Origin of the sequence: Pseudidiomarina homiensis (assembly GCF_003987225.1) — a bacterium.
In the GTDB taxonomy this organism is placed as follows: domain Bacteria; phylum Pseudomonadota; class Gammaproteobacteria; order Enterobacterales; family Alteromonadaceae; genus Pseudidiomarina; species Pseudidiomarina homiensis.
Map to the genome: position 1 here is coordinate 106121 of NZ_PIPX01000001.1, position 23772 is coordinate 129892.

Genomic DNA, 23772 nt, shown 5'->3' on the forward strand with positions numbered 1-23772 from the left:
GTCATGGAGCGATGGATAACACTATGGCAAAGCACTGCTCTGGCTGCATTTACTTGGCAGCAAGCGGTAATGATGTTGGTTGGCGCCTTGCTGCTGTATCTGGCCATCCGTAAAAAGTTTGAACCTTTATTGCTGTTGCCGATTGGTTTTGGCGCCATTTTAGCGAATATCCCACTCGCTGGCTTCACCGAACCAGGCGGTATTCTCTATTACATCTATGTTGTCGGTATTGATACAGGCGTCTTTCCACTGCTCATTTTTATGGGGGTTGGCGCGATGACGGACTTTGGTCCGTTACTTGCTAACCCACGGACATTGTTGCTAGGTGCTGCTGCTCAGTTCGGCATCTTTGCAACCTTATTTGGCGCGATTGCGTTAAATGCTATTCCCGGCTTCGAGTTCAGTATGCAGGACGCCGCCGCAATCGCGATTATTGGTGGCGCCGATGGCCCCACGGCTATTTTTTTAGCCTCACGGCTGAGTCCTGAGCTGCTAGGTGCCATCGCCGTTGCTGCCTATTCTTATATGGCGTTAGTGCCGATCATTCAGCCCCCGATCATGAAGTTGTTAACGACGCAAGAAGAGCGCTCTGTGCGTATGGAGCAACTGCGTCAGGTCGGCCGTCGTGAGAAAATCTTATTTCCATTAGCTGTGTTGTTTTTGACGCTGTTGTTCTTACCGACGGCAACGCCATTAGTGGGGATGTTTTGTCTTGGTAACTTGATGCGTGAGGCGGGCGTGGTTGAGCGACTTAGCAAAACAGCGCAAAACGAACTCATCAATATTGTGACTATTTTTCTGGGACTTGCGGTTGGTTCAAAACTTTCAGCGAGCGAGTTTCTAACTGTAGAAACGCTCGGGATTTTAGCGCTCGGCGCGGTCGCTTTTAGTATTGGTACTGCTTCTGGTGTGTTGATGGCGAAATTAATGGCACGCTTTAGTAAGACGCCAATCAACCCGCTGATTGGTGCAGCTGGAGTCTCGGCCGTACCTATGGCGGCGCGAGTAGTTAACAAGGTTGGCTTAGATGCCAATCAAAGCAACTTTCTGCTCATGCACGCAATGGGACCGAACGTGGCGGGTGTGTTAGGTTCAGCAGTGGCTGCTGGTATCCTACTTGCCTTGGTAGGTTAAGGAATGGTGGAACAGGGCGCTAAAATTGGCGTCCTGTTAACCACAACAACAACGTGTATACCGCAGCGATAAATAAACTTACAACTAAGATGTAAACAAAGCCTTTACGACCTTGCTTCAAGGTGAATCCATTCGCTCTTAGATAGAGCCACCACATCAGTCCAAGTACTAGCGGTATTAGAAATAAAAATCGAATCATTGGCGTTCCACCCATAGTTTTAAATCGGTTGCGGCAAGCTGTGCTTGCTCTAGCATCGGGCGCAGGCGTGTAATATGGTCTGCGACCTGATCAAGTTCAGCATTTTTCATTGCTGCCTCTAATTGTGTAGCAAGTTTTTCGATCCCCAATAAGCCGAGGTTTGCGGCCGAGCCTTTCAGGGTGTGAAAATAGCGTCGAGCTTCCTCGTGCTGACCTTTACTCAGAAAGTCGACGACACGTTGGGGGGCTTCTTGATAACTCCCATGAAGTCGCGCAATCAAATCGACGTAGAGCTCAATGTTGTGATTGAGACGTGTCAACGCACTCTGAAAATCGATGTCATGATGATTAGGGTAGCGTCGCTTCTTGTCAGTCATGGAATTGGCAGCTTGCGAAGTTTGCTCGATTTGGCGGTCACGGCGACACCACTTTTTCACCGTTGCTTGTAATTTTGCTTCATCGATGGGTTTCGCCAAGTGGTCTTGCATGCCTGCCGCAAGTGATTGTTCAACGTCTTCGCTGGCACTGTTTGCGGTCATGGCAATGATCGGAAGCTGCTCGTACGAAAAGCGTGAGCGGATTTCACGTGTTGCTCTATAACCGTCCATGATTGGCATTTGAATGTCCATAAAGACGATACCATAGGCGTGTTGCTCGACTAACTCGATGGCTTCACGGCCATGCTGGGCAATATCGACTTGCAGCCCCAAATGTTCAAGCATTTCCTTGGCAATATGTTGATTGATATCGTTGTCTTCAACCAATAACACGCGAGTGCCTTGCAACTCTTGCCAATAGTCGTCCGCTTGTTCGGTGTGGCGTTGGGAATAGAGCGCTAATACAGAGCTAAGCTCCCGCACCACGGCATGACTTGTATACGGCTTCAGAAGATGGCCTTGGACACCATATTCGCGCGCCTTATCAATGAGCTCAGTGGCATGGTAGCTGGTCGCTAAAATGCATTTGGGTGGCTCTGGATGTTGCAAAAGACGTTGGCAGAGTTCAAGTCCACTCATGCCGGGGAGTTGCCAATCAATGATAGCGGCCGTGAAAGGCTTTTTTTGGTGCTTGCTGAGGGCATCTTCAGCGGTGCGAAAGCTGACAACGTCAATCTGTAAGCTGCGCAATAAGTCGTTGAGCATTTCACGCGTGGTGAGGTTGTCTTCGACAATCATGATGCGTTTACCGGCAAGTTCCGGCAGCACTGATAAAGGAATCCGTGGTTGCTGGGGCTGCTGCAGCGGCAGCTGCAGTTCTATGAAAAAGGTAGTGCCTTGCCCTTTACTGCTGGTAACGCCGATACCATGTTCATTCATGAGTTTGACGATGCGTTGGCTGATGGCAAGACCTAAGCCGGTGCCCCCGTATTTACGCGTTGTCGAGGTGTCTGCTTGGGTGAAAGCTTGAAATAGCTTATGCCGTTGCTCTTCGTCCATCCCAATACCGGTATCGGTCACCGATAGTCGTAAAAACAAATGGCTATCGGTTTGATCAAGCTTGGTAACCGAGACAACGACTTCGCCGTGTTCAGTGAATTTAATTGCGTTGCTGACTAAATTAACCAGTACTTGATTCAGTCGCAGTGGATCGCCGACCAATTGCGTGGGTAAATTCGGCGGTAAATTGATAATGAATTCTAAATTTTTATCATGCGCGCGATAGGCAAAGAGATCAGCAAGGTTGCGCAGGACTTCTTCTAAATCAAATGGAATGGATTCGATGGTAAGTTTATTGGCTTCCAGCTTCGAGAAATCAAGTAAATCATTGATAATCCCCAAGAGTATCTTGGACGATCCTTCAATCGATTTTAAATAGCCCCGCTGCTTATCATTCAACTCAGTTTTTAGACACAGTTGTGTCATCCCCAAAATAGCATTGATCGGGGTACGAATTTCGTGACTCATATTAGCCAAAAATTCACTTTTGGCTTGGTTCGCAGCCTCAGCAGATGCAATCGCTTGCTCTAGTTCTGCTAAATCTCTCGGGCTGTTCTCGTTATCGGCCATGCGGTTCCAATCATCGTAAAGGTTGCTAAATATCATGCCACGGGCGCATGCATTCGCCAAATTATCTCATGATCATGGACGTTTGTGGTCAGAAACAGTAAGCTTTGCAACATCTAACCCCGATGTAGCCAAAGGCAGGACTGAGTTTGCAAACAACACTGTTGAAGTCGCTCGAGCACTTGCAATCAACCGCGGATGAGAAGGCAGTGAAAGGCATCCAGCGTGGAATCGAGCGTGAGTGTCTTCGTATTACTCCGGAAGGACGTTTAGCGCCGACCACGCACCCCATAGAGTTGGGTAAAACGTTGACGCACCCGCATATCACCACCGATTATGCTGAGATGCTGCTCGAGTTTATTACGCCCGTGGCAACGGATATTCAGGTCACACTTGATCAACTGACCGACATACACAGTTATACCTACCGTTATATGGGTGACGAGTTGATGTGGCCGCTAAGTATGCCGTGCTTTGTTGGCGATGAACACGACATCCACATTGCGCGTTATGGGAGTTCTCACAGCGGTCGTATGAAGAACTTGTATCGCCGTGGGCTGACGTACCGTTATGGTGGAGGTATGCAGATTATCGCCGGTGTACATTTTAACTTCTCGGTACCACAGGCGATGTGGCAAGCGTTGGCAGCGCAGGATGGCGTTGAACCCTCAGCGGACTATATTTCTACGCGTTACTTCGGTTTAATTCGTAACTACAAACGCGTGTGCTGGGTGATTCCCTATTTGTTTGGCGCTTCGCCAGCGATTTGTCAGTCATTCCTCAAGCATGCCGATAGTACTATCGAACTGAAGTCTTTAGGCAAAGGCACGGTTTACCGCGAGTATGGTACATCATTGCGGATGAGTGACTTAGGTTACACCAACAAAGAGCAGGCCGACCTGCAAATTACCTATAACTCACTTGAAGATTACGTCACGCGCCTACGCCGAGCAATTACCACACCGTCGCAACGGTTTGGCAAAATTGGTGTAAAACAGCAAAACGCACAAGGTGACACTGACTATTTCCAATTGAATAGCAACATTTTGCAAATTGAAAACGAGTTTTACTCACCGATCCGTCCTAAACGTGTCGCGCAAAACGGTGAAACGCCTACTCAAGCGTTAGAACGCGGTGGTGTTGAGTACATCGAAGTGCGTGCACTGGATGTCAATCCGTTTAGCCCTGTTGGGATCACGGCTGAGCAAATTCGGATGCTCGATTTGTTGTTGCTGTATTGCTTGCTCAATGATAGTCCAGAACTCGATTGGGATGCTCAACAAGTTACCGAAAAGAACTTTAATAAAGTTGTGCTTGATGGACGTAACCCGCGGTTGACGTTAAATGACAACGGCTATGAGCGTCCTATTAGTGATTGGTTAGAAGAGTTGTTCGCTGACCTACAGGCTCTTGCTCGGTTCATGGATCAAGGCGACGACAACGCATACAGCGAAACGGTTGCCGAGCATTATCAAATGGTTCTGAATCCGGAGCTAACGTTGTCTGGACGTATGCTGGCGCTGATGCGCGATGAAAATCTGGATAACAGTCATCTGGGTATGCGCTTAGCACGAGCTTATCAAAAAGAGTTGCAGGCACCGCTGAAATATTTCAGCGAGGCCGATTTTGCCACCTGGACACAGGCCTCGATTGCTGAGCAAGAGGCGAGAGAGCAGCATGACCAAGGGACCTCGTTCGATGCTTTCCTTGATGATTATTTTACTAAGGCGAAGTGTACAGCGGCGGAGTGTGAGAAGTAATGAAAAAGTGGCAGTCACTTACGGTAGCAAGCGCCATAGTCATGGCGCTTTCGGGTTGTGCTTCGGCGCCTCCGGAGCAGCCGGAAGATTTGTGCGAAATTTTTTATGAAAAGCCTGATTGGTATGATGCTGCTGCTGAAATGCGTGACCGTTGGGGTGTGCCGATTCAAATTCCAATGGCGATGATGTACCAAGAAAGCTCATTTAAGCATGACGCTGTGCCGCCAAGAGATTACCTGCTATGGATCATTCCATGGGGGAGGGTGAGTAGTGCTTATGGTTATTCACAAGCAAAGACGCCAACTTGGGATGACTATGAGCGAGAAACTGGCAACAGTTGGGCCTCGCGCGACTCGTTTGAAGACGCTATTGACTTCATGGGCTGGTTCATTGATAAAAGCCACCGTTTGAACGGGGTGTCGAAGTGGGACGCTTACGGGCTCTACTTAAACTACCATGAAGGTTGGACGGGCTATAAACATCAGACCTATCGCTCCAAAGCTTGGCTGATGCGAACGGCCGAACGCGTAAAACAGCGCGCCGGTGTTTATGGCGCGCAATTACGTCGTTGTGAAGAGGACCTCAAGAAAAACTGGTTTTTGGATCTGTTCTTCTAGGGCGTTCAACTAAACAAATTTTGTTGTTCTTGATGGTGTGACTCGTGAGGCAAGAAGCGCACTTGTTTGACCATGCTTTCGCTGCTCTCGACGATTTCTAGCGCGTAACCTTCGATGCGCAAGCATAAAGGTTGCTGCGGAATATCGCCTAGCCACTCAATAATTAAGCCGCTCACTGTTTTGGGTCCATCAGTGGGCAGCTCCCAATTCATTTCTTTATTGAGTTCACGAATGTTAGCGGTACCTTCCACCACAATTGAGCCATCTTCTTGCGCCGTGACCGTTTCACTTGGCGCCGGCGTAATATTTGTGGTGAAGTCGCCAACAATCTCTTCGAGGATATCTTCGAGGGTTACCAACCCTTGAATGTCGCCGTATTCATCAACGACAAGGCCAATACGCTCTTTGTTGTGCTGAAATTTTAGTAACTGCACGTTAAGCGGTGTGCCCTCAGGAATGAAGTAAATTTCGCGGGCAGAGCGAATGAGTTCTGCTTTATCCGTTTCGCTATTGGTTTTCGTCACAATTTGCATGATGTCGCGAGCATGTAAAAAACCAATGGCATCATCGATTTCACCACGGTAAAGCAACAGGCGTGTGTATTGCGCTTGCGAAAGTTGCTTTATGATTGACTTGATATCGTCTTGTACGTCGATCCCGCTAATGTCCGCACGGGGGATCATGACATCCTCAACCGTAACCTTTTCCAGATCTAAAATGCTGAGCAGCATGTCTTGGTGGCTGCTCGGGATCATTGATTGTGCTTCGTTGACCACCGTGCGTAGTTCTTCTGAACTTAACGCATCTTGCCCCATCGTGGTGTTAGGGTTCACGCCTAACAGGCGCATAAAACCATTGGTGATAAAATTCACCGTAGCTACGAATGGATACATGATCGTCAGCAACGGTTTTAGAATGATAGAACTCGGAAAAGCGACTCGCTCAGGATGTAAGGCGGCGATGGTTTTGGGTGTTACTTCCGCAAAAATCAAAACAATGATGGTTAAACCAAAGGTAGCAACCACAATTCCAGCGTCACCGAACCAGCGAAAGCAGAGGACCGTGGCGATGGCTGAAGCACCGATGTTGACCAAGTTATTGCCTATCAGAATCAGGCCAATCAGCCGATCTGGCCGATCGAGCAAATACTGCACGCGTTTAGCGCCAGCGTGGTCTTGTTGTGCGAGGTGACGCAGGCGGTAGCGGTTGACCGACATCATGCCAGTTTCCGAACCTGAAAAATACGCCGAGAGAAACAGTAATAACCCTAAAATAATGAGCAGGGTCGACGTGGCTATCTCGTCCAAGAAGGTTACCTATATTGAATACTTGAATGCCTAATTTAATGAGATGGTCAGACAAGTCAAGTTTGAATTAACTCAGCAGTACGTCACGGACGAAGCGGCTACCAAAATAACCAAGACTGAGGAGGATACTGGCGACGACACTAGCGATGACCAACATGCGACCGCGCATGCCTTGTACGCGATGTAAGACAACAATGGCGAGGTAGATGAGCACCGCGATAGAACTAAGAATCGTTTTGTGAGCCTGCCCTTGGGCAAACATGTCATCGAGGAAGACAAAGCCGCTAGCAATTGCGATAAAAAGTAACAAGGTCCCGCTGCTTAACAGGCGGAAAAAGTATCTTTCGACCACCATTAAAGGCGGAAGGTAGTTCGATAATACATTCATCCGGTGGTTTTTCAGCAGATAATTAAGATACAGCAATTGCACTGCATAGAGTGTCGCTAACATTAAAATTGCGTAGGCAAGTAGGCTCAGAATAATGTGGATCGCGAGACCATGAGTATTGGCAATACTCGCACCCCAATGGGCCGGACTGAGCGCTAAGATAAGACAACTGACTGCGGCGAACAAATAAATAACCGGACGTAGCACAAGTCCGCTGTTAGGTTGCACTTTTAGAAAAGAGAGCAACGCCAGTAAAAAAGCAACAACGCTTAAGCTGCTCGCCACATTAAGGTGGTCAAAGCCATCGCTGGCCAAATACCACGCGAGTAGCGCACCGTGACTGACGACTGCAGCTAATGCTACCCAGCTGATCAATGTGGTCGACGAGTCTTTATGCGCCAACTGACGCCAGAGGAGTCCAGCGCTGACAATGTACAAAACTAAGGTAAGAACGAGCAGGCCTAGCATTATCGTTTCCACAGGTTAAATGATGTAACTTCCTGACTTGAAAGCCCAAGTATATGCATTGTGCCAGAGAAACCCAATAGGATCGGGAAACTTTGCTTGAATTACGTTATAATCGCCGCCAGATTATCTCCAGCTAGCAGTAGATGGACAACAACCGATGTTTGAGAATTTAAGTGAACGCCTCTCGCAGTCGTTAAAAAATATCAGTGGTCGTGGGCGTCTAACCGACGACAACATTAAAGACACCTTACGCGAAGTACGCATGGCCTTATTGGAGGCAGATGTGGCGTTGCCAGTGGTGCGCGAATTTATTAAGCGCGTCAAAGAGCGAGCAGTGGGCACTGAAGTCAATAAAAGCCTAACTCCTGGCCAAGTATTCCTGAAGATTGTTCAGCAGGAACTTGAGCATGCGATGGGTGAAGGCAATGTGCCGTTGAACCTAGCCACGCAGCCGCCGGCGGTTATTTTGATGGCAGGCCTGCAAGGTGCCGGTAAAACGACCAGCGTGGGTAAGTTGGCGCGCTTTCTGCGTGAACGCGAAAAGAAGAAAGTATTGGTAGTATCGGCTGACGTTTATCGTCCAGCGGCCATTAAGCAGTTGGAAACGTTGGCGAATGAAGTTGAAGTCGAATTCTTCCCTTCGAGCACGGAGCAAAAGCCGGTAGCGATTGCTGAAGCGGCAATCAGCCATGCACGGAAAAAATTCATCGATGTGGTGTTAGTCGATACCGCAGGCCGTACGGCGATTGATGATGCCATGATGGCTGAAATTAAAGATTTGCACGCTGCCATCAATCCGGTTGAGACCTTATTCGTAGTTGATGCGATGACCGGTCAAGACGCTGCGAACACGGCGCACGCTTTTAATGAAGCACTGCCGTTAACCGGTGTTATCTTGACCAAGACTGATGGTGATGCCCGCGGTGGTGCAGCGTTATCCATTCGCCACATCACTGGCAAACCGATTAAGTTTTTAGGGGTTGGTGAAAAAAATACGGCATTAGAGCCGTTCCATCCAGAACGTGTGGCATCACGCATTCTGGGCATGGGCGATGTGCTCTCATTGATTGATGAGCTTGAGCAAAAAGTCGATCGTACCAAAGCAGAAAAAGTCGCTAAGAAAGTCATGAAAGAGGGCAAGTTCTCGCTCGAAGACTTTCGTGAGCAATTGGCACAAATGCGGGATATGGGCGGCATGATGGGCCTCATGGATAAGTTGCCAGGCATGGGCAAGATGAGTGCTCAAGTGAAAGGTCAAATGGACGACAAAATGACAGTGCGCATGGAAGCTATTATTAGTTCCATGACACTTAAAGAGCGTGAGTTCCCTGATCTAATTAAGGGCTCACGTAAACGCCGTATCGCTGCCGGTTCGGGTACTCAGGTACAAGACGTCAATCGTTTGTTGAAGCAATTTTTGCAGATGCAGAAGATGATGAAGAAAATGAAAGGCGGCGGCATGGCGAAGATGATGCGAAGTATGGGCGGAATGGGCGGCAAAATGCCTCCGGGAATGTTCCCCAAACGCTAGAGAATACTTGCATTCGACGGAAAAATCGGTAGAATTGCCGGGCTCTTCGACCCCGGTCGGAGATTTTTCTATTTATTTAACATTATAAAACTGTATCGAGGAACGTAATGGTAACCATTCGTTTACAACGCGGCGGCGCTAAAAAGCGTCCATTCTACCAGATGGTAGTAACCGACAGTCGCAATGCCCGCGACGGTCGTTTCATTGAAAATGTAGGCTTCTTCAACCCGTTAGCGCGTGGTCAAGAAGAGAAACTACGTGTTGATCTTGAGCGTGTAGAGCATTGGGTCGGTCACGGCGCAACTGTATCTGAGCGCGTAGCTAAGCTTTTAAAAGATGCGCGTAGCGCAGCTTAATTCAGCTTAATTTAATCAACGTTGGTAGTGAAGTAACGATGAATCAACCTGTAGAACATGTCGTCATTGGCCAGTTAGGCGCAGTGTATGGAGTCAAAGGTTGGCTAAAAATTCAGAGTTACACTGATGACGTTGAAGCCATTTTTAATTATCACCCTTGGCAGATTCGTAAACAGGGTAAAGTGCAAGAAGTTCAAGTCGAGGAATGGCGTCGACATAATAAAGGACTGATTGCCAAGCTGGTAGGTGTAGAAGACCGCGACGCTGCGCATTTAATGACTGGTGCAGACGTGATCATCGAAGCTGAGCAGCTGCCTGAGTTGCCAGAGGACGAATTTTACTGGCGTGACCTCATTGGTATGACTGTAGTGAATACTGACGGTTATAACATGGGTGTCGTTGACCAGTTAATGGCCACAGCATCGAATGATGTAATGGTGGTGAAAGCGAACAGCAATGATGCGTTTGGTCGCTCAGAACGTCTGATTCCGTTTATTCAGAGTCAGTACATTCAAGAAGTCGACAAAGCAAACAAATGTATTGTTGTGGATTGGCCGTCGGACTTTTAATGGCTGGGAAACTACAGGTAGGCGTGATTACGCTGTTTCCTGAAATGTTCCAAGCAATTACCGACAACGGTGTCACGGGTAGAGCGGTACGCGAAGGGCTGTTAGATATTCAACTAACCAACCCACGCGATTTTACTCACGATAAACATCGCACCGTTGACGACCGCCCATATGGCGGTGGACCTGGTATGTTGATGATGGTGCAACCGCTCACTGATGCGATTGCTGCCGCAAAACAACAACTAGGGGCCGATACCAAGGTGATGTATTTATCACCTCAGGGTCGCAAGCTTGATCACGCAGGTGTGCAAGAATTGGCACAACGTGACAAGTTCATCTTAATTGCCGGTCGCTACGAAGGCATCGATGAACGCGTAATAACGCGGCATGTTGATGAAGAATGGTCGATTGGTGATTACGTGTTAAGCGGGGGCGAATTGCCTGCCATGGTCATGATTGACAGTGTGGCACGCTTAGTTCCTGGAGTGCTTGGGCACCAAGACTCAGCAGAAGAAGATTCTTTCGCTGCCGGCTTGTTAGATTGTCCGCACTATACACGACCAGAAGTTTTAGATGGTGAGGCGGTACCACCAGTACTACTGAGTGGTAATCATGAACAAATAAGACGCTGGCGTTTGCAGCAGGCTCTAGGTAGAACCTGGTTGCGACGTCCAGAAATGTTAAACAACCTAGCTCTGACTGACGAGCAGCAACAGCTTTTGGATGAATTTATTCATCAATACCAAGCCGACGCTGATGCGGGTAGTTAATCTAGGCAAGTGAGGCTAACATGGCAAAAGTAAGTCAAAATTTGATCAAAGCGATCGAAGACGAACAAATGAAAACCGACCTTCCGGACTACGCACCGGGCGATACAGTGGTCGTTAATGTTAAAGTTGTTGAAGGTAACCGTGAGCGTGTTCAGGCATTTGAAGGCGTGGTTATCGCTAAGCGTAATCGTGGTTTGCATTCGTCATTCACGGTTCGTAAAGTATCAAATGGTGAAGGTGTTGAGCGTACTTTCCAAGCGCACAGCCCAATCATTGATAGCATCAAAGTGAAGCGTAAAGGTGCGGTACGTCGTGCTAAGCTTTACTACTTGCGTGAGCGTTCAGGTAAATCTGCACGTATCCGTGAGAAGCTGTCTTAAGATCAGCTTTGATCTGAAAAAACCCGCCGCTGGCGGGTTTTTTTATGCCTAAAATCAGGCACAATGTAAGCTCAAGAGAAGTAAGGAGTCGAAGATGTCTGACGCTGCAGTCCCGAATGACCCAGAGCAACGCCTACAACAATTGCGTGAAGCAATTGATGAATCCGATAATGCGTTATTGCAGCTATTACAACGGCGCCGTCAGCTCGCCGCCGAAGTTGGGACCGTAAAGCGTAGTATTGGGCAACCTCTATTCGTACCTGAACGCGAAGCGAAACTTATCGCCGCGCGTCGTGCTGAAGCTGAAGCGATTGGCTTATCTCCTGATCTGATTGAAGACGTACTGCGGCGTGTCATTCGTGAGTCCTATCAACAACAGCAAGCCGCTGATGTTCATCTTGAAGACAAAAACATCGTCGTCATTGGTGGTTACGGTGCGCTAGGAGGCTTGTTTGCGGAACGATTTCGTGAGGCTGGTGCCAGCGTGCACTGCATCGGCGAAGGCGAGCAAGATCAATTAGAGGCTGCGTGTAGTGATGCTGACCTGGTGTTGGTCAGTGTTCCTATTGCGGTGACCACCAGTGTCATTAATAACCTTCCTCAATTGCCAGCGCATTGTATTTTAGCTGACGTCACCAGTGTAAAAGCTAAACCTTTGCAAGCTATGTTGACCCAGCACAAGGGGCCCGTGGTTGGCCTTCACCCGATGTTTGGCCCACAAGTCGCAACGCTCGCGAAGCAGCTTATTGTGGTCACCGAGGGGCGCATGTCGTCTGCTTACCAGTGGTTATTAGATACACTCATTCGCTGGGGAGCGCAGTTGTACCAAACCACCGCAGAGCGACATGATGAAGCCATGGGCTTCATCCAAGTGATGCGGCATTTATCAACTTTCGTCTATGGCGCGCATTTGGCCGGCGAGAAAGCAGACTTACAAGAACTTCTCGATCTGAGCTCGCCAATCTATCGCTTGGAATTAATGATGGTTGGGCGGTTATTTGCGCAGAATGCTGACTTGTATGCCGACATTATTTTGGCGCATCCGGAAAACTTCGCCATGATGCGCAGATACTTAGATACCTTTGCGCAGGTGCTTGAGCAACTTGAACGGGGCGATAAGTCAGGTTTTGTCAGCAAATTTGCTGAAATAAGTGACTATTTTGGTGAATTTTCGCAGAAGTTCCTCGAAGATAGCCAACGCCTACTTGCTAGTGCCGGCGATGCGCATCAGCTCAGCAACGTCGCTCGGCGCTAATGGTTTTTGCAACAAGGTGTTGATACCAGCTGCTGCACATTCGTCGCGGAAATCGCTTGGGTTATGACCCGAGATCATCGCTGTCACTGGCGTTTTGTCACCCAACTGTTCATGCACTTTGCAATAGAGTTCGACACCGTTAAAGTCGGGTAGCTCATGGTCGAGTAGAACGAGGTCTGGGCGTTCATTTAAAATAAGATCGAGTGCTTCCTCACCACTTTGAGCCGTACTGATAGAGGCCTCAGGAAAGTGACCGAGCATCGCTTTCATGACTTCGAGAGAGATAAGGTCGTCATCGACAATCACAACATGGGTCTGTGTATTAGACATAAAACCTCCCCAAAAAAACGTTGTTTGCTATTCGCTGGTTGCTGTTCGAAAATACAGTTTAAAGCACCAAACAGCAAACATTAAGCAGCGGATAACGAAAAAGGTCACGCAATGAAAATTTGGGATAGTTTTGTACGTGGTTATCACTGGTTACTGGTCATTGCGATTGCCGGACTGTGGTGGACCGCGGAGCAAGGGTATATGGACTGGCATATGCGGATAGCGCTTGCGGTAGGGGCGTTACTGCTTGCCCGCGTAGTATGGGCCCTGATTGGAAGTGAAAACGCACGGTTTACTGCCTTTGTGCATAGGCCGCAAAAGGTGGTTGAACACCTTAGAGACGTACAACGCAAAAATTACCAACCGACCGCGACCCATAATCCAGCCGGAGGTTGGGCGGTGTTGTTGATGTGGGCGTTGTTGTTCGTGCAAGTAACGACAGGTCTATTCGCGACTGATGAAATTTTCTTTTCCGGACCTCTTGCCAGCCTTGTCAGCAGTTCTACGCAGGGGCAATTGACCGATCTGCATGAAATCAACTTCAATGTGCTGCTCACCGTTATCGCATTACATGTGTTGGCGATTTTGCTTTACCGCATGAAAGGAGTGAACTTACTGAGCGCTATGGTGCATGGCAAGCGACAAAATGTACGGCCACCGCGGTTAGTGAATGGTCTTTTCGGCTGGACACTGGCCGCTGTGATAGCAGCCAGTGCTTACTACTTCTGGTGGTGAGGTGAGGACGTTAGTCCTTATATTGATCGTGGCACCCTTTGCAATTTTTGGCCGCGGTCATAAAAGCTGACCGCATTTTATCTTGATCGCCCGAGGCAGCAACAGCAGCGAGTGAATTAGCATCGACTTGCAATTGTTGCGTACGTTCTTGAAAGTCTTCCCAGTTATCCCAGATGGCTGGAAGTGCATCGGTGTTGTTGCCAGGCATTGCTCCTTCTTGGCTAAAACCAACCCATGGCACTGCTGCCAGCGCTGCAAATGTCTCGGCACGCTCGGCGAAAATGGCAGCATCGAACGGCATATCACCTTTCAGCATGTCGCCCATGTAGGCGAAGTTATTTTGCATAACTGAGAGCGCTTTTTGCCGGTACTCCACAGCTTTGTCGGCGTCATTAAACGCATGTTGGGCAATGACTGCGGTGCTTGCTAAAAGCGCAGCAGCAACGGTAATTGTTTTTAGGCTGTTGGCAAACATAAAAGAACTCCTGTTGAGATGGTAGGTTAAGTAAGCTTATGACTAGCATACAACGCTTTACCGATTGAACTAAGCTGTTTGTCCCTTATTGCATTGCACTCAACGCATGAATCCACTTACTGTAAGCAAGAAAGTAACTGATTTAAACCCAAAACTTTAACTGCAGAACAACCTATCAAAGGGGATGCCGATGATTAGCAGTAACCGCCTCAGCAAGTTGGCGGTAGCGATGTGTGCCGCACTACCAGTGTTGGCAAGTGCCTCGCAGACCACAACTGTGCAAGGGTTGCATGACAACTCATCAACGTTTGTCGCATTACAAAATGCGACCATCATTACTGAACCTGGTCGTAGCATCGAAAATGCGACTCTGGTGATTCGCAACGGTAAAATTGAGCGCATCAACGAAAATAACCGTGCCCCAGAGGGCGCTCGGGTGATTGATTTAACTGGGCATACGATTTATCCAGGCTTTATCGATGCGTATAGCAATTATGGGGTGCCTGCGCCGAAGAAAGAGCAGCAGGGACCATGGTTCTCGACGCGTCCTGAGTACAATAACAAGCGTGAAGGCGGTAATGCAGCGAATGATGCTATTCATGCGCAACAACGCTGGGTCAGCGCTGCAGCAACCGATACCAAAGCGGCAAAAGATTATATTGAACAGGGCTTTACCGCCGTGCAAAGTGCTCGTTTAGATGGCATTTTTCAGGGGCAAGCCGTGACGTTATCCTTGGCTGATAAAATCGCCAATGATGTTGTTTACAACGCTGAAAGCCGCCATTTTGGCTCTTTTGATAAAGGGACATCACAACAGCAGTACCCGAACTCATTAATGGGTTCTATTGCTTTGATCAGACAAACTCTGTCTGACGCCAATTGGTATGAGCAAGCGTATGGTAAGGACGCCTACAACGGTCCGGTAGAGTACAATGCCGCCTTGGCTGAGCTCGGACCGATTGAGCAAGAGGGCATGGTGTTTGCGGTGAGTGACGACAAATCCTTATTACGTGCGCACTCAGTGTTGAGCGAGTTTGAGGTACCCGTCACTTTTGTGGGCTCGAATTACGAATATGCTCGACTAGACGCCGTTAAAGCGACGCAAGCCAAGCTTATTTTGCCGTTGAACTTCCCTGCGGCTCCAGAAGTTTCAGGGGTCAATGATGATTTAGATGTTGAGTTGGCGGATTTACGTCATTGGGAACGTGCACCGGGTAACGCTGCAGCATTGGCTGCTGCAGATATCGACTTTTCATTTACCTTGCACCAGTTAAAGAAGGCGGGCGATTTTTGGCCTAACCTGCGCAAAGCAATTCAACATGGTCTTGATAAAAATCAGGCTTTGGCGGCATTGACGACTATTCCTGCGCAGATCGCGGGAGTTAGTGATAAAGCCGGTAAATTAGCGCCAGGTTACATGGCAGACTTTGTGATTGCCGAAGGTGATCTTTTCACCGATGGCACCATTAAGTCGGTTTGGCTGCAAGGTGCAGAAACCGAATTAGCGCCGTTGCGCAAAGCTGACTTCGCCGGAACCATCGTCACGGAGCTTGGCGGTCAAGAATTGCGCTTTGAACTTAAAGGTTCTGATCGGGTAAACGGCGCTCTGGAAGTAGGCGGCACTAGCCACAAGTTGCGCTCGGTGCGTCGTGATGATGCCTCGCTAAGTTTTGTCGTAGACGCTGAACTGAATGGCGCGCAGGGTGTTTGGCGCGTGCAGCTCGAACAAACTGCTGAACAGGCCTATGCCGGTGTGGCGGTTGGACCGCAAGGTCAAGAGCTCGCCTTCTCAGGTAGCCGCGCAGAAGCAGCAGTTGAAGAAGTCGCCGAAAGCAAAGACGCCGCTGCGGTAAACTATGTCAGTCGTTTGACTTATCCGAACGTTGCCTATGGTCTAGATGGGCTGCCACCTCGGCAAAACTTACATATCAAGAATGCGACGGTTTGGACTGCTGACGCTGATGGCGTCCTCGAGAATACCGACATTCTTGTGCGCGATGGCGAGTTCTATCGCATTGGTCAAGATCTTCGCACACCATCGGGTTACGAGGTAATTGATGCTACCGGTTTACATGTCACGCCGGGAATTATCGACGAACACTCGCACATCGCCATTGACCGTGGTGTGAATGAGGGCTCTGAAGCGATTACCTCAGAAGTTCGCATCGGTGATGTGGTGAACCCTGATGATGTTCACATCTATCGTTCATTGGCTGGTGGTACCACCATGGCGCAATTGTTGCACGGCTCGGCCAATCCGATTGGCGGACAAGCGCAGGTAATTAAACTGCGCTGGGGGGCAACAGCTGATCAAATGAAGTTTGACGCTGCGCCGCCGTCGATTAAGTTCGCGCTCGGCGAAAACGTTAAACAAAGTCGTTATCCTTCGTGGTTAAGTACGCGTTATCCGCAAACACGCATGGGTGTCGAAACCTTAATGCGTGACGGCTTCACTGCGGCGCTTGAATACCGTGAACGAATGGAAGCGTATAAAAAGCTTAGTCGCAGCGAACGGGCAAAAACTGCACCACCGCGTCCGGACTATCGCTTAGAAACGCTGCTTGAAATCCTCGACCGTGAGCGGTTTGTTCACGCACATAGCTACGTGCAATCCGAGATTTTGATGTTGCTGCGCTTAGCGGAAGATTTCAATTTCACGCTAACCACCTTCACGCACATTTTAGAGGGCTATAAAGTTGCTTCTGAAATGGCTAAACATGGTGCTGGCGGCTCGTCATTTGCGGATTGGTGGGCGTATAAATTCGAGGTCTATGATGCCATCCCTCACAACGCTTGTTTAATGTCTGAGAAGGGCGTGTTAACCAGTATTAATTCTGACAGTAACGATTTGCAACGTCGTTTGAACACAGAAGCTGCAAAATCCGTCACTTACTGTGGCATGGATGAACATGAAGCGTTAAAAATGGTGACATTGAATCCAGCGAAACAGCTTAAAATCGATGACTATGTCGGTAGTATCAAAACAGGCAAGCATGCTGACTTCGTGATCTGGAACAACCATCCGTTAAGCTCATATGCGCGGGTTGAGCAAACCTGGATCAATGCTCGTAACTACTTCAATCGCGAGCGTGACCAAGAGTTGCGTGCCGACTTGCAAGCCGAAAAACAAGCGCTGATGCAAAAAGTACTTGCTGATCCGAATGCCAGCAATGGCGACAGCAATGGTTACAAACGCGAACAGCCAGCTTGGCACTGTGATACCGAACACGATACCTGGCTTGGCACATTTACGGCCCATAGCCACGGAGGACACTAATCATGAAGAAATTATTAACCGCCGTAGCAGCGGCAACCGTAACGCTGTCTGTTGCCGCACACGACATCGTGCCGGGTGAAGTGCAACAGCAACCAATCTTACTGCAAAATGGTACTTTGCATACGGTGACCAATGGCGTTCAGGAAGATACCGATTTACTCTTCGTCGACGGCAAAATCAGTGCTATCGGTAGCGACCTTGCGGTGCCAGAAGGTGCGCAGGTACTCGACTTAACGGGTAAGCATGTCTACCCAGGCGTTATTGCACTTGATACCACCATTGGCTTGCGTGAAATTGAAGCCGTGCGGGCAACCGAAGATGCCGAAGAAGTTGGCGCAGTGACGCCAGAAGTCTCGGGGCATGTCGCTTATAATCCGGATTCAGAGGTGATCCCGACGATCCGCTATAACGGTGTGTCGCATGCCCAAATCGTGCCGCAAGGCAACTTGGTCACTGGGCGTTCGAGTCTACTGCAGCTTGATGGTTGGACTTATGAAGACGCTGGTGAACGCCTGAATGTTGGTGTGCATGTGAATTGGCCACGGGTTGGCATTAATACGTCTTGGTGGGAGCGTCGTTCACCAGAGGAGCAGCGCAAGGCCAACGCTGAAGCACGTAAAAACTTAGAGCGCACTTTTGTGCAAGCTAAGGCGTATTATGACGCCAAGCTTGCCGGTGAGCTGCAAGGAACCGACTTGCGCTGGGAAGCCATGCTCGGTCTGTTTGACGGTAGCTCGACGCTCTTCGTCCATGCCAACGATAAGCGCCAAATTGAAGAAGCGATGGAGCTGACGCAAGAATGGGGCTTTGACTGGGTGCTAATGGGCGCTCGCGATGCATGGCGTATGGCTGACGAGCTAGCCGAAGCTGACGTTCGCGTGGTATTCGGTGCGCCGTTCGGTTTGCCGAGTCGCCACGACGAAGGCTTCGACCAAGCGTTTTCGACCCCAGCAGCATTGGCAGAAGCAGGAGTGAATTTCGCCATTAGCTATCCTGGTTATTGGGATGTGCGTAACTTGCCATTTGCCGCAGGGAACGCTGTTGCTTACGGTCTGGACCGTGAAGCAGCGCTTGCAGCGATCACCTTAAAGCCAGCAGAGTTTCTTGGCGTGGCTGACCGCTTAGGTTCTTTAGAAGCGGGCAAACAGGCTACCTTGGTGATCTCTGCCGGTGACTTACTGGATCCAATTGGTCAAAATGTAGAGACCTTATTTATTGAGGGACGAATGGTTGATTTAAACAATCGCCATCTGCAACTCTATAATAAATATAAGCAAAAACCTTAAGTAAAATGTTAACCGTTAAAGCCGATTCTGATGAATCGGCTTTTTTTGTGGCTTTGCCAGTGGAAAAGGGGCCTCAACGCTTGTGTTTAGTGGCTTCTGTTGGCACTATTTACAAGTCTCTTATCAAAATATAACAATTAGGGCAGGTCTAAAATGTCGGTAACCCGTCACTTATCGAGCGATGGCAAGGAACTAACGATATCCATACACGGTAAATTCGACTTCGGCGTCGTGCATGAATTTCGTCGCGCTTATAGCTCTCTTGGTGATGAAAAGCCGGTGGTCTATATTGACTTGAGAAATACGGAGTACCTTGATAGTTCGGCATTAGGAATGTTGTTGAACATGCGAAAAGCGATTATTAATCAAGTTGAATCGGTTGCCATCATCAATACCAACCCACAGGTGAAAAGTATTCTCGAGATATCCCGTTTTGATAAACTTTTTAAAATCGAATGATGCGTAACCTATGGCGAGTCAAGCTTCTGAAACCACGCCCCTAGAGTTGGTCATCTTTCACGATGACTCGCGTTTTGCGCATGACACCATTCACTTGCTTTCAGGCTTTCCGTTCCTGATTATCAAAGAATCCTTAGGCCTTCCAGCCACTATTGCAGCTACCAAGAAGAAGCTAAAAGAGCGTTGGCCGACGGTCATTATTGGTCGTGAAGCTCCCAGTCTGATGAAGGAACTCGCGACCAGTTCGCACTTGTTGCTTATTACAGCGACAGAGTTAAGCGAGCAGATGTTAAATGCTTGGCAAGGCGATGTGCTGATGGGGGATTGCTCTCCTGCGATGGTTCGCAAGCGGCTTTCATTGTGGTGTGCCTCGCATCGTGTCGAAAACCAATTAGCTTCGTTTGAAGAGAGTTTGTCGTGGTATATGCAGCGCATTGAGCGTGAGCATGAACTGATCGAGCATATTTTTCGCAATGCGATGAGCCGTAATTATCTCGATTATCCGCATATTCGTACACTGCTGGCACCCGCGGAAAAATTTAATGGCGATTTATGCTTGGTCGCACCATCACCGACCGGCAGTTTATATGTGATGATGGCTGATTTTACCGGTCACGGACTCGCTCCGGCGACCGGGGCGCTGCCAGTTTCGCAAGCGTTCTTTGCTATGTCAGAGCGGAATGTTTCGATCGCCGAGATGGTTACTGAGTTCAACTTCCGCTTGTCGCGGTTGCTCCCCGATAATATGTTTTGTGCGTGCTTTTTAATGGAGCTCTCGGCGAATGGCGAGCGCATCACTTATTGGAATGGGGGTATGCCGCCAGCGCTGGTGTTCGGCAGTGATGGTGAAATAAAACATCGCCTCACGGCAGAACATATGGCCTTGGGAATTGTGCCAACCGCAGATTTTGAAAGTGATGTTACGACACTTAAAGTCGGTTCAGGCGACTCTATTGCGTTATACACCGATGGCGTGATCGAGTTGTTGAGTCAGCAACGGGAATTTTTAGGTCTTGATGCGCTAGAAGATTTACTGCGCCGCTACCCAGAACGGGAGCGTTTTACCGATCTGCTGAGCGAGCTGGAACACTTTCGCGGTGAAGAACCCTTGCGAGATGACTTGTCGCTCGCGATCTTAGAGTGTCGTGAAACAGGTCTTGAGCCGCGCCGCGAAGAAAGCAATCGCGATATTTTTCCGTTTCATTTTTCGACAACGCTTTCGCGTCGTGAATTACAACAAACCGATGTCGTATCAACATTAGTCTCGGCGTTGGGTCGGTTACCGCCGCTAACGGCGCATCGAACGACTATTTATTTGCTGTTAGCTGAAGTGTTTAACAATGCGCTTGAGCATGGCCTGCTCGGGCTTGAATCGGAAATCAAGGCGCAAGACCAAGGCTTTGAGACGTATTATGAGTTACGCCAAGAAAAATTGTCGCAACTGGAGGATGGACAAATCACCATCCAGCTCACCTATTTTAGTGAAGCAAATCAGCTGCAATTTGAAGTAGAAAATAACGGTGCTGCTTGGCGTTTCTCCAGTGCAGCTCTTGATGCCGAAGCGACCGACGACGAGCAAGCGTACGGTCGTGGCTTGGCTTTGTTGATGCAGTTAGCAGACGGCCTTGAATGGTCGTCAGATGGGCGCAAAGTTAGCTTCCGTTACGATTTATCGCGACTTGGTTAACCACCAGCGAGTTTAACTTTAAAGCCTTGCCCCTTTAAAAAAGCCATGCTCGCTTCGCGCTGGTCACCTTGTAGTTCGATGGTGCCATTCTTCACGCTACCGCCGACACCACATTGTTTTCGTAGGGCTTTGGCAAAGTCGTTAAGTAGCTTGGCGTCGTCGGGAAGGTCAAAAATTACTGTCACACCTTTGCCTTTGCGGCCTTTGGTTTGGCGTTGAATACGCACAGGAATGCTCGTGTCGAGCGCGCTTTCTTGTGAATTTTCTTGAGCTTGTTCAGATGAATCCGTGCTCGCTGAAAAACCTAAGTTTTTTAATTGATCGGATAAGCTTGACACAAGAACCTCATATTTTAAGCTTGGAATAACTAGTTAACGTGTTATATATTTTTAGAATAAGTCAACCGCCCGTCAGTGACGTTAGGACTCGGCCATGAAATTACAGCAGTTGCGCTACATTGTTGAAGTATTAAATCACAACTTAAACGTTTCAGCGACCGCCGAGAGTCTCTATACTTCGCAACCCGGTATTAGTAAGCAAGTCCGCATGCTTGAGGATGAGCTGGGCGTGCAAGTGTTCGAGCGCAGTGGCAAGCATTTAACCAAGGTCACTCCAGCCGGTGAAGAAGTTATCGCGATTGCCCGCGAAATTTTGGGCAAGGTAGACAGCATAAAAGCGGTAGCTAATGAACATACGTTACCTGACCAAGGTAAGCTCAATATCGCCACCACTCACACACAAGCGCGCTATGCCTTGCCAGCCAAGATCAAGCAATTCATGCAGCGCTATCCAAAAGTCTCGTTACACATGCATCAGGGCTCGCCAGAGCACATTAGCGAACTAGCTGCGAAAGGCACTGCTGATTTTGCCATTGCGACCGAAGCCTTGCACTTGTATCAAGATTTGATCATGTTGCCTTGCTACCATTGGAATCGTTCTGTAATCGTTCCGAAAGATCATCCGTTAACAAACTCGAGCCAAGTCACGATTGAGGAGCTAGGTGAGTTTCCGATTGTAACTTACGTGCACGGCTTCACTGGGCGATCCGAACTTGACCGCGCTTTTAGTGCTGCAGGAATCGCACCTAACGTTGTATTTACTGCCACCGATGCTGACGTTATTAAAACCTATGTGAAAGCAGGCTTAGGGGTTGGGGTAGTTGCAACCATGGCGTTTGATGCGCACCACGACAAAGGCTTAGTGGCTTTGCCAGCGCAACATTTGTTTGCCCCTAGTACAACCAAAATAGGTTTCCGCAAAGGAACGTTTTTGCGCAACTACATGTTTGAGTTTATTGAGACGTTTGCGCCGCACTTGACCAAGCCAGTGGTCGAGGAGGCGATGCAACAGCGTACGCAAGACGCTGTTGATCGCTTATTTACAAAAATACAGTTACCTACGCTGTAATTAACACTCGATAATATTCACAGCGAGACCGCCACGCGCGGTTTCTTTGTATTTTGTCTTCATGTCGTTACCGGTGTCCCACATGGTTTTGATCACTTTGTCGAGCGAGACTTTGTGATCGCCACTGCCACGCAGAGCTAATCGTGCGGCGTTAATGGCTTTGATGGCGCCCATAGCATTCCGCTCAATACAAGGAACTTGGACGAGGCCACCTACTGGATCACAGGTAAGGCCTAGATTGTGCTCCATACCGATTTCAGCGGCATTTTCGACATTGCTGGCGTTGCCCCCCATAAGTTCTGCAAGAGCACCAGCCGCCATGGAGCAGGCTACACCTACTTCGCCCTGGCAACCTACTTCGGCACCGCTAATCGAGGCATTTTTCTTATACAAAATACCGATTGCGGCTGAAGTAAGTAAGAAGCGCACCACGGTTTCTTCGTCTAACGGTGAGATAAATTTGTCGGCATATTTCATGACCGCTGGAATAATCCCAGCCGCACCATTGGTTGGAGCTGTTACAACACGCCCACCGGCAGCATTCTCTTCGTTTACGGCAAGCGCAAACAAATCGACCCAATCCATGGTTTGCATTGGATCAGCGGATTTTTCGTTTTTCAGGCGTTGGTAAAGACCTGGCGCTCGGCGCCGCACTTTTAGTCCGCCGGGCAAAATACCTTCGGTCTTAATACCACGGTCGATACACTCGTCCATGGTCTGCCAAATGTGCATCAGGCGTTCGCGAATTTCTTTTTCGCTGCGAAACACTTTTTCATTGGCGAGCATTAATGAGCTAATCCGTAAGCCATGCTCATTACATTGCTCTAGTAATTCTGCCGCGCTGTCGAATGGGTAGGGGATTGGCTTGCTTGATTGCTCGATGGCTTCTTCCAAAGTGTCATCGAAGTCAGCATCACGCACGATAAAGCCGCCACCAATTGAGTAATAGAGGTCTTTATAGATAACTTCATCGCCTTTATACAGACGCAACTCCATCGCGTTGGCATGGCGTGGCATGGTCTTACGACGATGAAAAGTGATAGCGCCTTCCCGCGGGAACTTGATTTCGTGCTCGCCTAGCAGTTTCAACCGCTGGTTTTTTTCGGTATCCGCCAAAAAAGTATCCACTTCGGTGGTGTCGACCGTTTCTGGGTCTTCACCTGCGAGTCCAAGAATAACGGCTTTGCCGGTGCCATGCCCCTTACCGGTTTGCCCAAGCGAGCCAAATAACTCAACTTTGATGCCAGTAGCTTCGTTGAGATCTAAGGTTTTTGCTGCATCGTGCAGGAATTCCTTGGCCGCACGCATAGGTCCTACTGTGTGTGAACTTGACGGGCCAATACCCACTTTGTAGATATCAAAAACACTAATCATAAATG

The 23772-nt window shown here is 48.8% G+C and carries 22 protein-coding genes; 15 read left to right on the top strand and 7 right to left on the bottom strand.

The annotated features are described in order from the left end of the window. Positions 1–3: 3 nt before the first annotated feature. Positions 4–1134, top strand: a complete 1131-nt coding sequence (locus CWI70_RS00530; RefSeq protein ID WP_126769580.1) for a sodium ion-translocating decarboxylase subunit beta — start codon at positions 4–6, stop codon at positions 1132–1134. Between the two features lie 195 nt (positions 1135–1329). Here the strand turns inward: CWI70_RS00530 and CWI70_RS00540 are convergent, their stop codons facing one another. Continuing rightward, positions 1330–3339 carry a response regulator gene (locus tag CWI70_RS00540; RefSeq protein WP_198677627.1) on the bottom strand — a complete coding sequence of 670 codons (2010 nt, stop codon included), beginning with the start codon at positions 3337–3339 and terminating at the stop codon, positions 1330–1332. 146 nt (positions 3340–3485) lie between these two features. On the opposite strand from CWI70_RS00540, the gene gshA reads away from it, so the two are divergent. Both gshA and CWI70_RS00550 read left to right on the top strand, forming a co-directional pair. Beyond that, a complete protein-coding gene (gene gshA / locus CWI70_RS00545) occupies positions 3486–5096 on the top strand; it encodes a glutamate--cysteine ligase (RefSeq protein WP_241967794.1) in 1611 nt (536 codons plus the stop codon). Continuing rightward, complete coding sequence (locus CWI70_RS00550) at positions 5096–5713, top strand: transglycosylase SLT domain-containing protein (RefSeq protein WP_126769583.1); 618 nt, start codon at positions 5096–5098, stop codon at positions 5711–5713. Before gshA ends, CWI70_RS00550 begins: the two co-directional genes overlap by 1 nt. A gap of 5 nt (positions 5714–5718) precedes the next feature. On the opposite strand, the gene CWI70_RS00555 is transcribed toward CWI70_RS00550, so the two are convergent. After that, complete coding sequence (locus CWI70_RS00555; RefSeq protein ID WP_126769584.1) at positions 5719–7020, bottom strand: HlyC/CorC family transporter; 1302 nt, start codon at positions 7018–7020, stop codon at positions 5719–5721. A 67-nt stretch (positions 7021–7087) separates the two neighbouring features. Next, positions 7088–7876, bottom strand: coding sequence for a cytochrome C assembly family protein (locus tag CWI70_RS00560; protein ID WP_126769585.1), 789 nt, complete (start codon positions 7874–7876; stop codon positions 7088–7090). Between the two features lie 157 nt (positions 7877–8033). On the opposite strand from CWI70_RS00560, the gene ffh reads away from it, so the two are divergent. The 6 genes from ffh (at position 8034) to tyrA (ending at position 12737) form a co-directional block, all read left to right on the top strand. After that, entirely contained in the window at positions 8034–9407 is a 1374-nt protein-coding gene (gene ffh, locus CWI70_RS00565) for a signal recognition particle protein (protein ID WP_126769586.1), read from the top strand. Positions 9408–9514: 107 nt separating this feature from the next. Then, the gene (rpsP, locus tag CWI70_RS00570) at positions 9515–9763 is read left to right on the top strand and encodes a 30S ribosomal protein S16 (RefSeq protein WP_126769587.1); all 249 of its coding nucleotides are present in this window, start codon (positions 9515–9517) and stop codon (positions 9761–9763) included. Positions 9764–9801: 38 nt separating this feature from the next. Continuing rightward, entirely contained in the window at positions 9802–10332 is a 531-nt protein-coding gene (gene rimM / locus CWI70_RS00575) for a ribosome maturation factor RimM (protein ID WP_126769588.1), read from the top strand. After that, the gene (gene trmD, locus CWI70_RS00580; protein WP_126769590.1) at positions 10332–11102 is read left to right on the top strand and encodes a tRNA (guanosine(37)-N1)-methyltransferase TrmD; all 771 of its coding nucleotides are present in this window, start codon (positions 10332–10334) and stop codon (positions 11100–11102) included. Before rimM ends, trmD begins: the two co-directional genes overlap by 1 nt. Before the next feature lie 20 nt (positions 11103–11122). Beyond that, on the top strand, positions 11123–11482 hold the full coding sequence (gene rplS / locus CWI70_RS00585) for a 50S ribosomal protein L19 (RefSeq protein WP_126769592.1): 360 nt from the start codon (positions 11123–11125) through the stop codon (positions 11480–11482). A 94-nt stretch (positions 11483–11576) separates the two neighbouring features. After that, positions 11577–12737: a bifunctional chorismate mutase/prephenate dehydrogenase gene (gene tyrA / locus CWI70_RS00590; RefSeq protein WP_126769594.1), complete on the top strand. Its 1161-nt coding sequence runs from the start codon at positions 11577–11579 to the stop codon at positions 12735–12737. Here the strand turns inward: tyrA and CWI70_RS00595 are convergent. Continuing rightward, positions 12684–13067: a response regulator gene (locus CWI70_RS00595; RefSeq protein ID WP_126769596.1), complete on the bottom strand. Its 384-nt coding sequence runs from the start codon at positions 13065–13067 to the stop codon at positions 12684–12686. The two genes, tyrA and CWI70_RS00595, sit on opposite strands and share 54 nt — an antisense overlap. A gap of 111 nt (positions 13068–13178) precedes the next feature. On the opposite strand from CWI70_RS00595, the gene CWI70_RS00600 reads away from it, so the two are divergent. Next, positions 13179–13802: a cytochrome b/b6 domain-containing protein gene (locus CWI70_RS00600; RefSeq protein ID WP_126769598.1), complete on the top strand. Its 624-nt coding sequence runs from the start codon at positions 13179–13181 to the stop codon at positions 13800–13802. 10 nt (positions 13803–13812) lie between these two features. Here CWI70_RS00600 and CWI70_RS00605 read toward each other — a convergent pair whose 3' ends face one another. Continuing rightward, on the bottom strand, positions 13813–14277 hold the full coding sequence (locus CWI70_RS00605) for a c-type cytochrome (RefSeq protein ID WP_126769600.1): 465 nt from the start codon (positions 14275–14277) through the stop codon (positions 13813–13815). Positions 14278–14467: 190 nt separating this feature from the next. Between CWI70_RS00605 and CWI70_RS00610 the strand changes: the two genes are divergently transcribed. From CWI70_RS00610 to CWI70_RS00625, 4 genes are all read left to right on the top strand, one after another. Beyond that, positions 14468–17554 carry an amidohydrolase family protein gene (locus tag CWI70_RS00610; protein WP_126769602.1) on the top strand — a complete coding sequence of 1029 codons (3087 nt, stop codon included), beginning with the start codon at positions 14468–14470 and terminating at the stop codon, positions 17552–17554. A 2-nt stretch (positions 17555–17556) separates the two neighbouring features. After that, positions 17557–18840 (top strand): amidohydrolase family protein, encoded by a 1284-nt coding sequence (locus tag CWI70_RS00615; RefSeq protein WP_126769604.1) that lies wholly within the window; start codon positions 17557–17559, stop codon positions 18838–18840. Between the two features lie 153 nt (positions 18841–18993). Beyond that, positions 18994–19299, top strand: coding sequence for an STAS domain-containing protein (locus CWI70_RS00620; RefSeq protein WP_126769606.1), 306 nt, complete (start codon positions 18994–18996; stop codon positions 19297–19299). A gap of 10 nt (positions 19300–19309) precedes the next feature. Continuing rightward, positions 19310–20986, top strand: a complete 1677-nt coding sequence (locus tag CWI70_RS00625) for an ATP-binding SpoIIE family protein phosphatase (protein WP_126769608.1) — start codon at positions 19310–19312, stop codon at positions 20984–20986. On the opposite strand, the gene CWI70_RS00630 is transcribed toward CWI70_RS00625, so the two are convergent. Continuing rightward, positions 20983–21324: a translation initiation factor gene (locus tag CWI70_RS00630; protein ID WP_126769609.1), complete on the bottom strand. Its 342-nt coding sequence runs from the start codon at positions 21322–21324 to the stop codon at positions 20983–20985. The genes CWI70_RS00625 and CWI70_RS00630 overlap by 4 nt on opposite strands. A 94-nt stretch (positions 21325–21418) precedes the next feature. On the opposite strand from CWI70_RS00630, the gene cysB reads away from it, so the two are divergent. Continuing rightward, the gene (gene cysB / locus CWI70_RS00635; protein WP_126769611.1) at positions 21419–22393 is read left to right on the top strand and encodes an HTH-type transcriptional regulator CysB; all 975 of its coding nucleotides are present in this window, start codon (positions 21419–21421) and stop codon (positions 22391–22393) included. On the opposite strand, the gene CWI70_RS00640 is transcribed toward cysB, so the two are convergent. After that, positions 22394–23767, bottom strand: coding sequence for an L-serine ammonia-lyase (locus CWI70_RS00640; protein WP_126769613.1), 1374 nt, complete (start codon positions 23765–23767; stop codon positions 22394–22396). Positions 23768–23772 lie beyond the last annotated feature (5 nt).

Excerpts from the sequence above, each read along its gene's own strand:
- CWI70_RS00620 (WP_126769606.1), top strand. The coding sequence starts at position 18,994 with ATGTCGGTAACCCGTCACTTATCGAGCGATGGCAAGGAACTAACGATA.
- rplS (WP_126769592.1), top strand. The coding sequence starts at position 11,123 with ATGGCAAAAGTAAGTCAAAATTTGATCAAAGCGATCGAAGACGAACAA.
- CWI70_RS00615 (WP_126769604.1), top strand. The coding sequence starts at position 17,557 with ATGAAGAAATTATTAACCGCCGTAGCAGCGGCAACCGTAACGCTGTCT.
- CWI70_RS00530 (WP_126769580.1), top strand. The coding sequence starts at position 4 with ATGGAGCGATGGATAACACTATGGCAAAGCACTGCTCTGGCTGCATTT.
- CWI70_RS00560 (WP_126769585.1), bottom strand. The coding sequence starts at position 7,876 with ATGCTAGGCCTGCTCGTTCTTACCTTAGTTTTGTACATTGTCAGCGCT.
- rimM (WP_126769588.1), top strand. The coding sequence starts at position 9,802 with ATGAATCAACCTGTAGAACATGTCGTCATTGGCCAGTTAGGCGCAGTG.
- cysB (WP_126769611.1), top strand. The coding sequence starts at position 21,419 with ATGAAATTACAGCAGTTGCGCTACATTGTTGAAGTATTAAATCACAAC.
- CWI70_RS00610 (WP_126769602.1), top strand. The coding sequence starts at position 14,468 with ATGATTAGCAGTAACCGCCTCAGCAAGTTGGCGGTAGCGATGTGTGCC.
- tyrA (WP_126769594.1), top strand. The coding sequence starts at position 11,577 with ATGTCTGACGCTGCAGTCCCGAATGACCCAGAGCAACGCCTACAACAA.
- CWI70_RS00605 (WP_126769600.1), bottom strand. The coding sequence starts at position 14,277 with ATGTTTGCCAACAGCCTAAAAACAATTACCGTTGCTGCTGCGCTTTTA.
- CWI70_RS00550 (WP_126769583.1), top strand. The coding sequence starts at position 5,096 with ATGAAAAAGTGGCAGTCACTTACGGTAGCAAGCGCCATAGTCATGGCG.
- CWI70_RS00595 (WP_126769596.1), bottom strand. The coding sequence starts at position 13,067 with ATGTCTAATACACAGACCCATGTTGTGATTGTCGATGACGACCTTATC.
- ffh (WP_126769586.1), top strand. The coding sequence starts at position 8,034 with ATGTTTGAGAATTTAAGTGAACGCCTCTCGCAGTCGTTAAAAAATATC.
- CWI70_RS00640 (WP_126769613.1), bottom strand. The coding sequence starts at position 23,767 with ATGATTAGTGTTTTTGATATCTACAAAGTGGGTATTGGCCCGTCAAGT.
- CWI70_RS00600 (WP_126769598.1), top strand. The coding sequence starts at position 13,179 with ATGAAAATTTGGGATAGTTTTGTACGTGGTTATCACTGGTTACTGGTC.
- CWI70_RS00625 (WP_126769608.1), top strand. The coding sequence starts at position 19,310 with ATGGCGAGTCAAGCTTCTGAAACCACGCCCCTAGAGTTGGTCATCTTT.
- rpsP (WP_126769587.1), top strand. The coding sequence starts at position 9,515 with ATGGTAACCATTCGTTTACAACGCGGCGGCGCTAAAAAGCGTCCATTC.
- trmD (WP_126769590.1), top strand. The coding sequence starts at position 10,332 with ATGGCTGGGAAACTACAGGTAGGCGTGATTACGCTGTTTCCTGAAATG.
- CWI70_RS00540 (WP_198677627.1), bottom strand. The coding sequence starts at position 3,339 with ATGGCCGATAACGAGAACAGCCCGAGAGATTTAGCAGAACTAGAGCAA.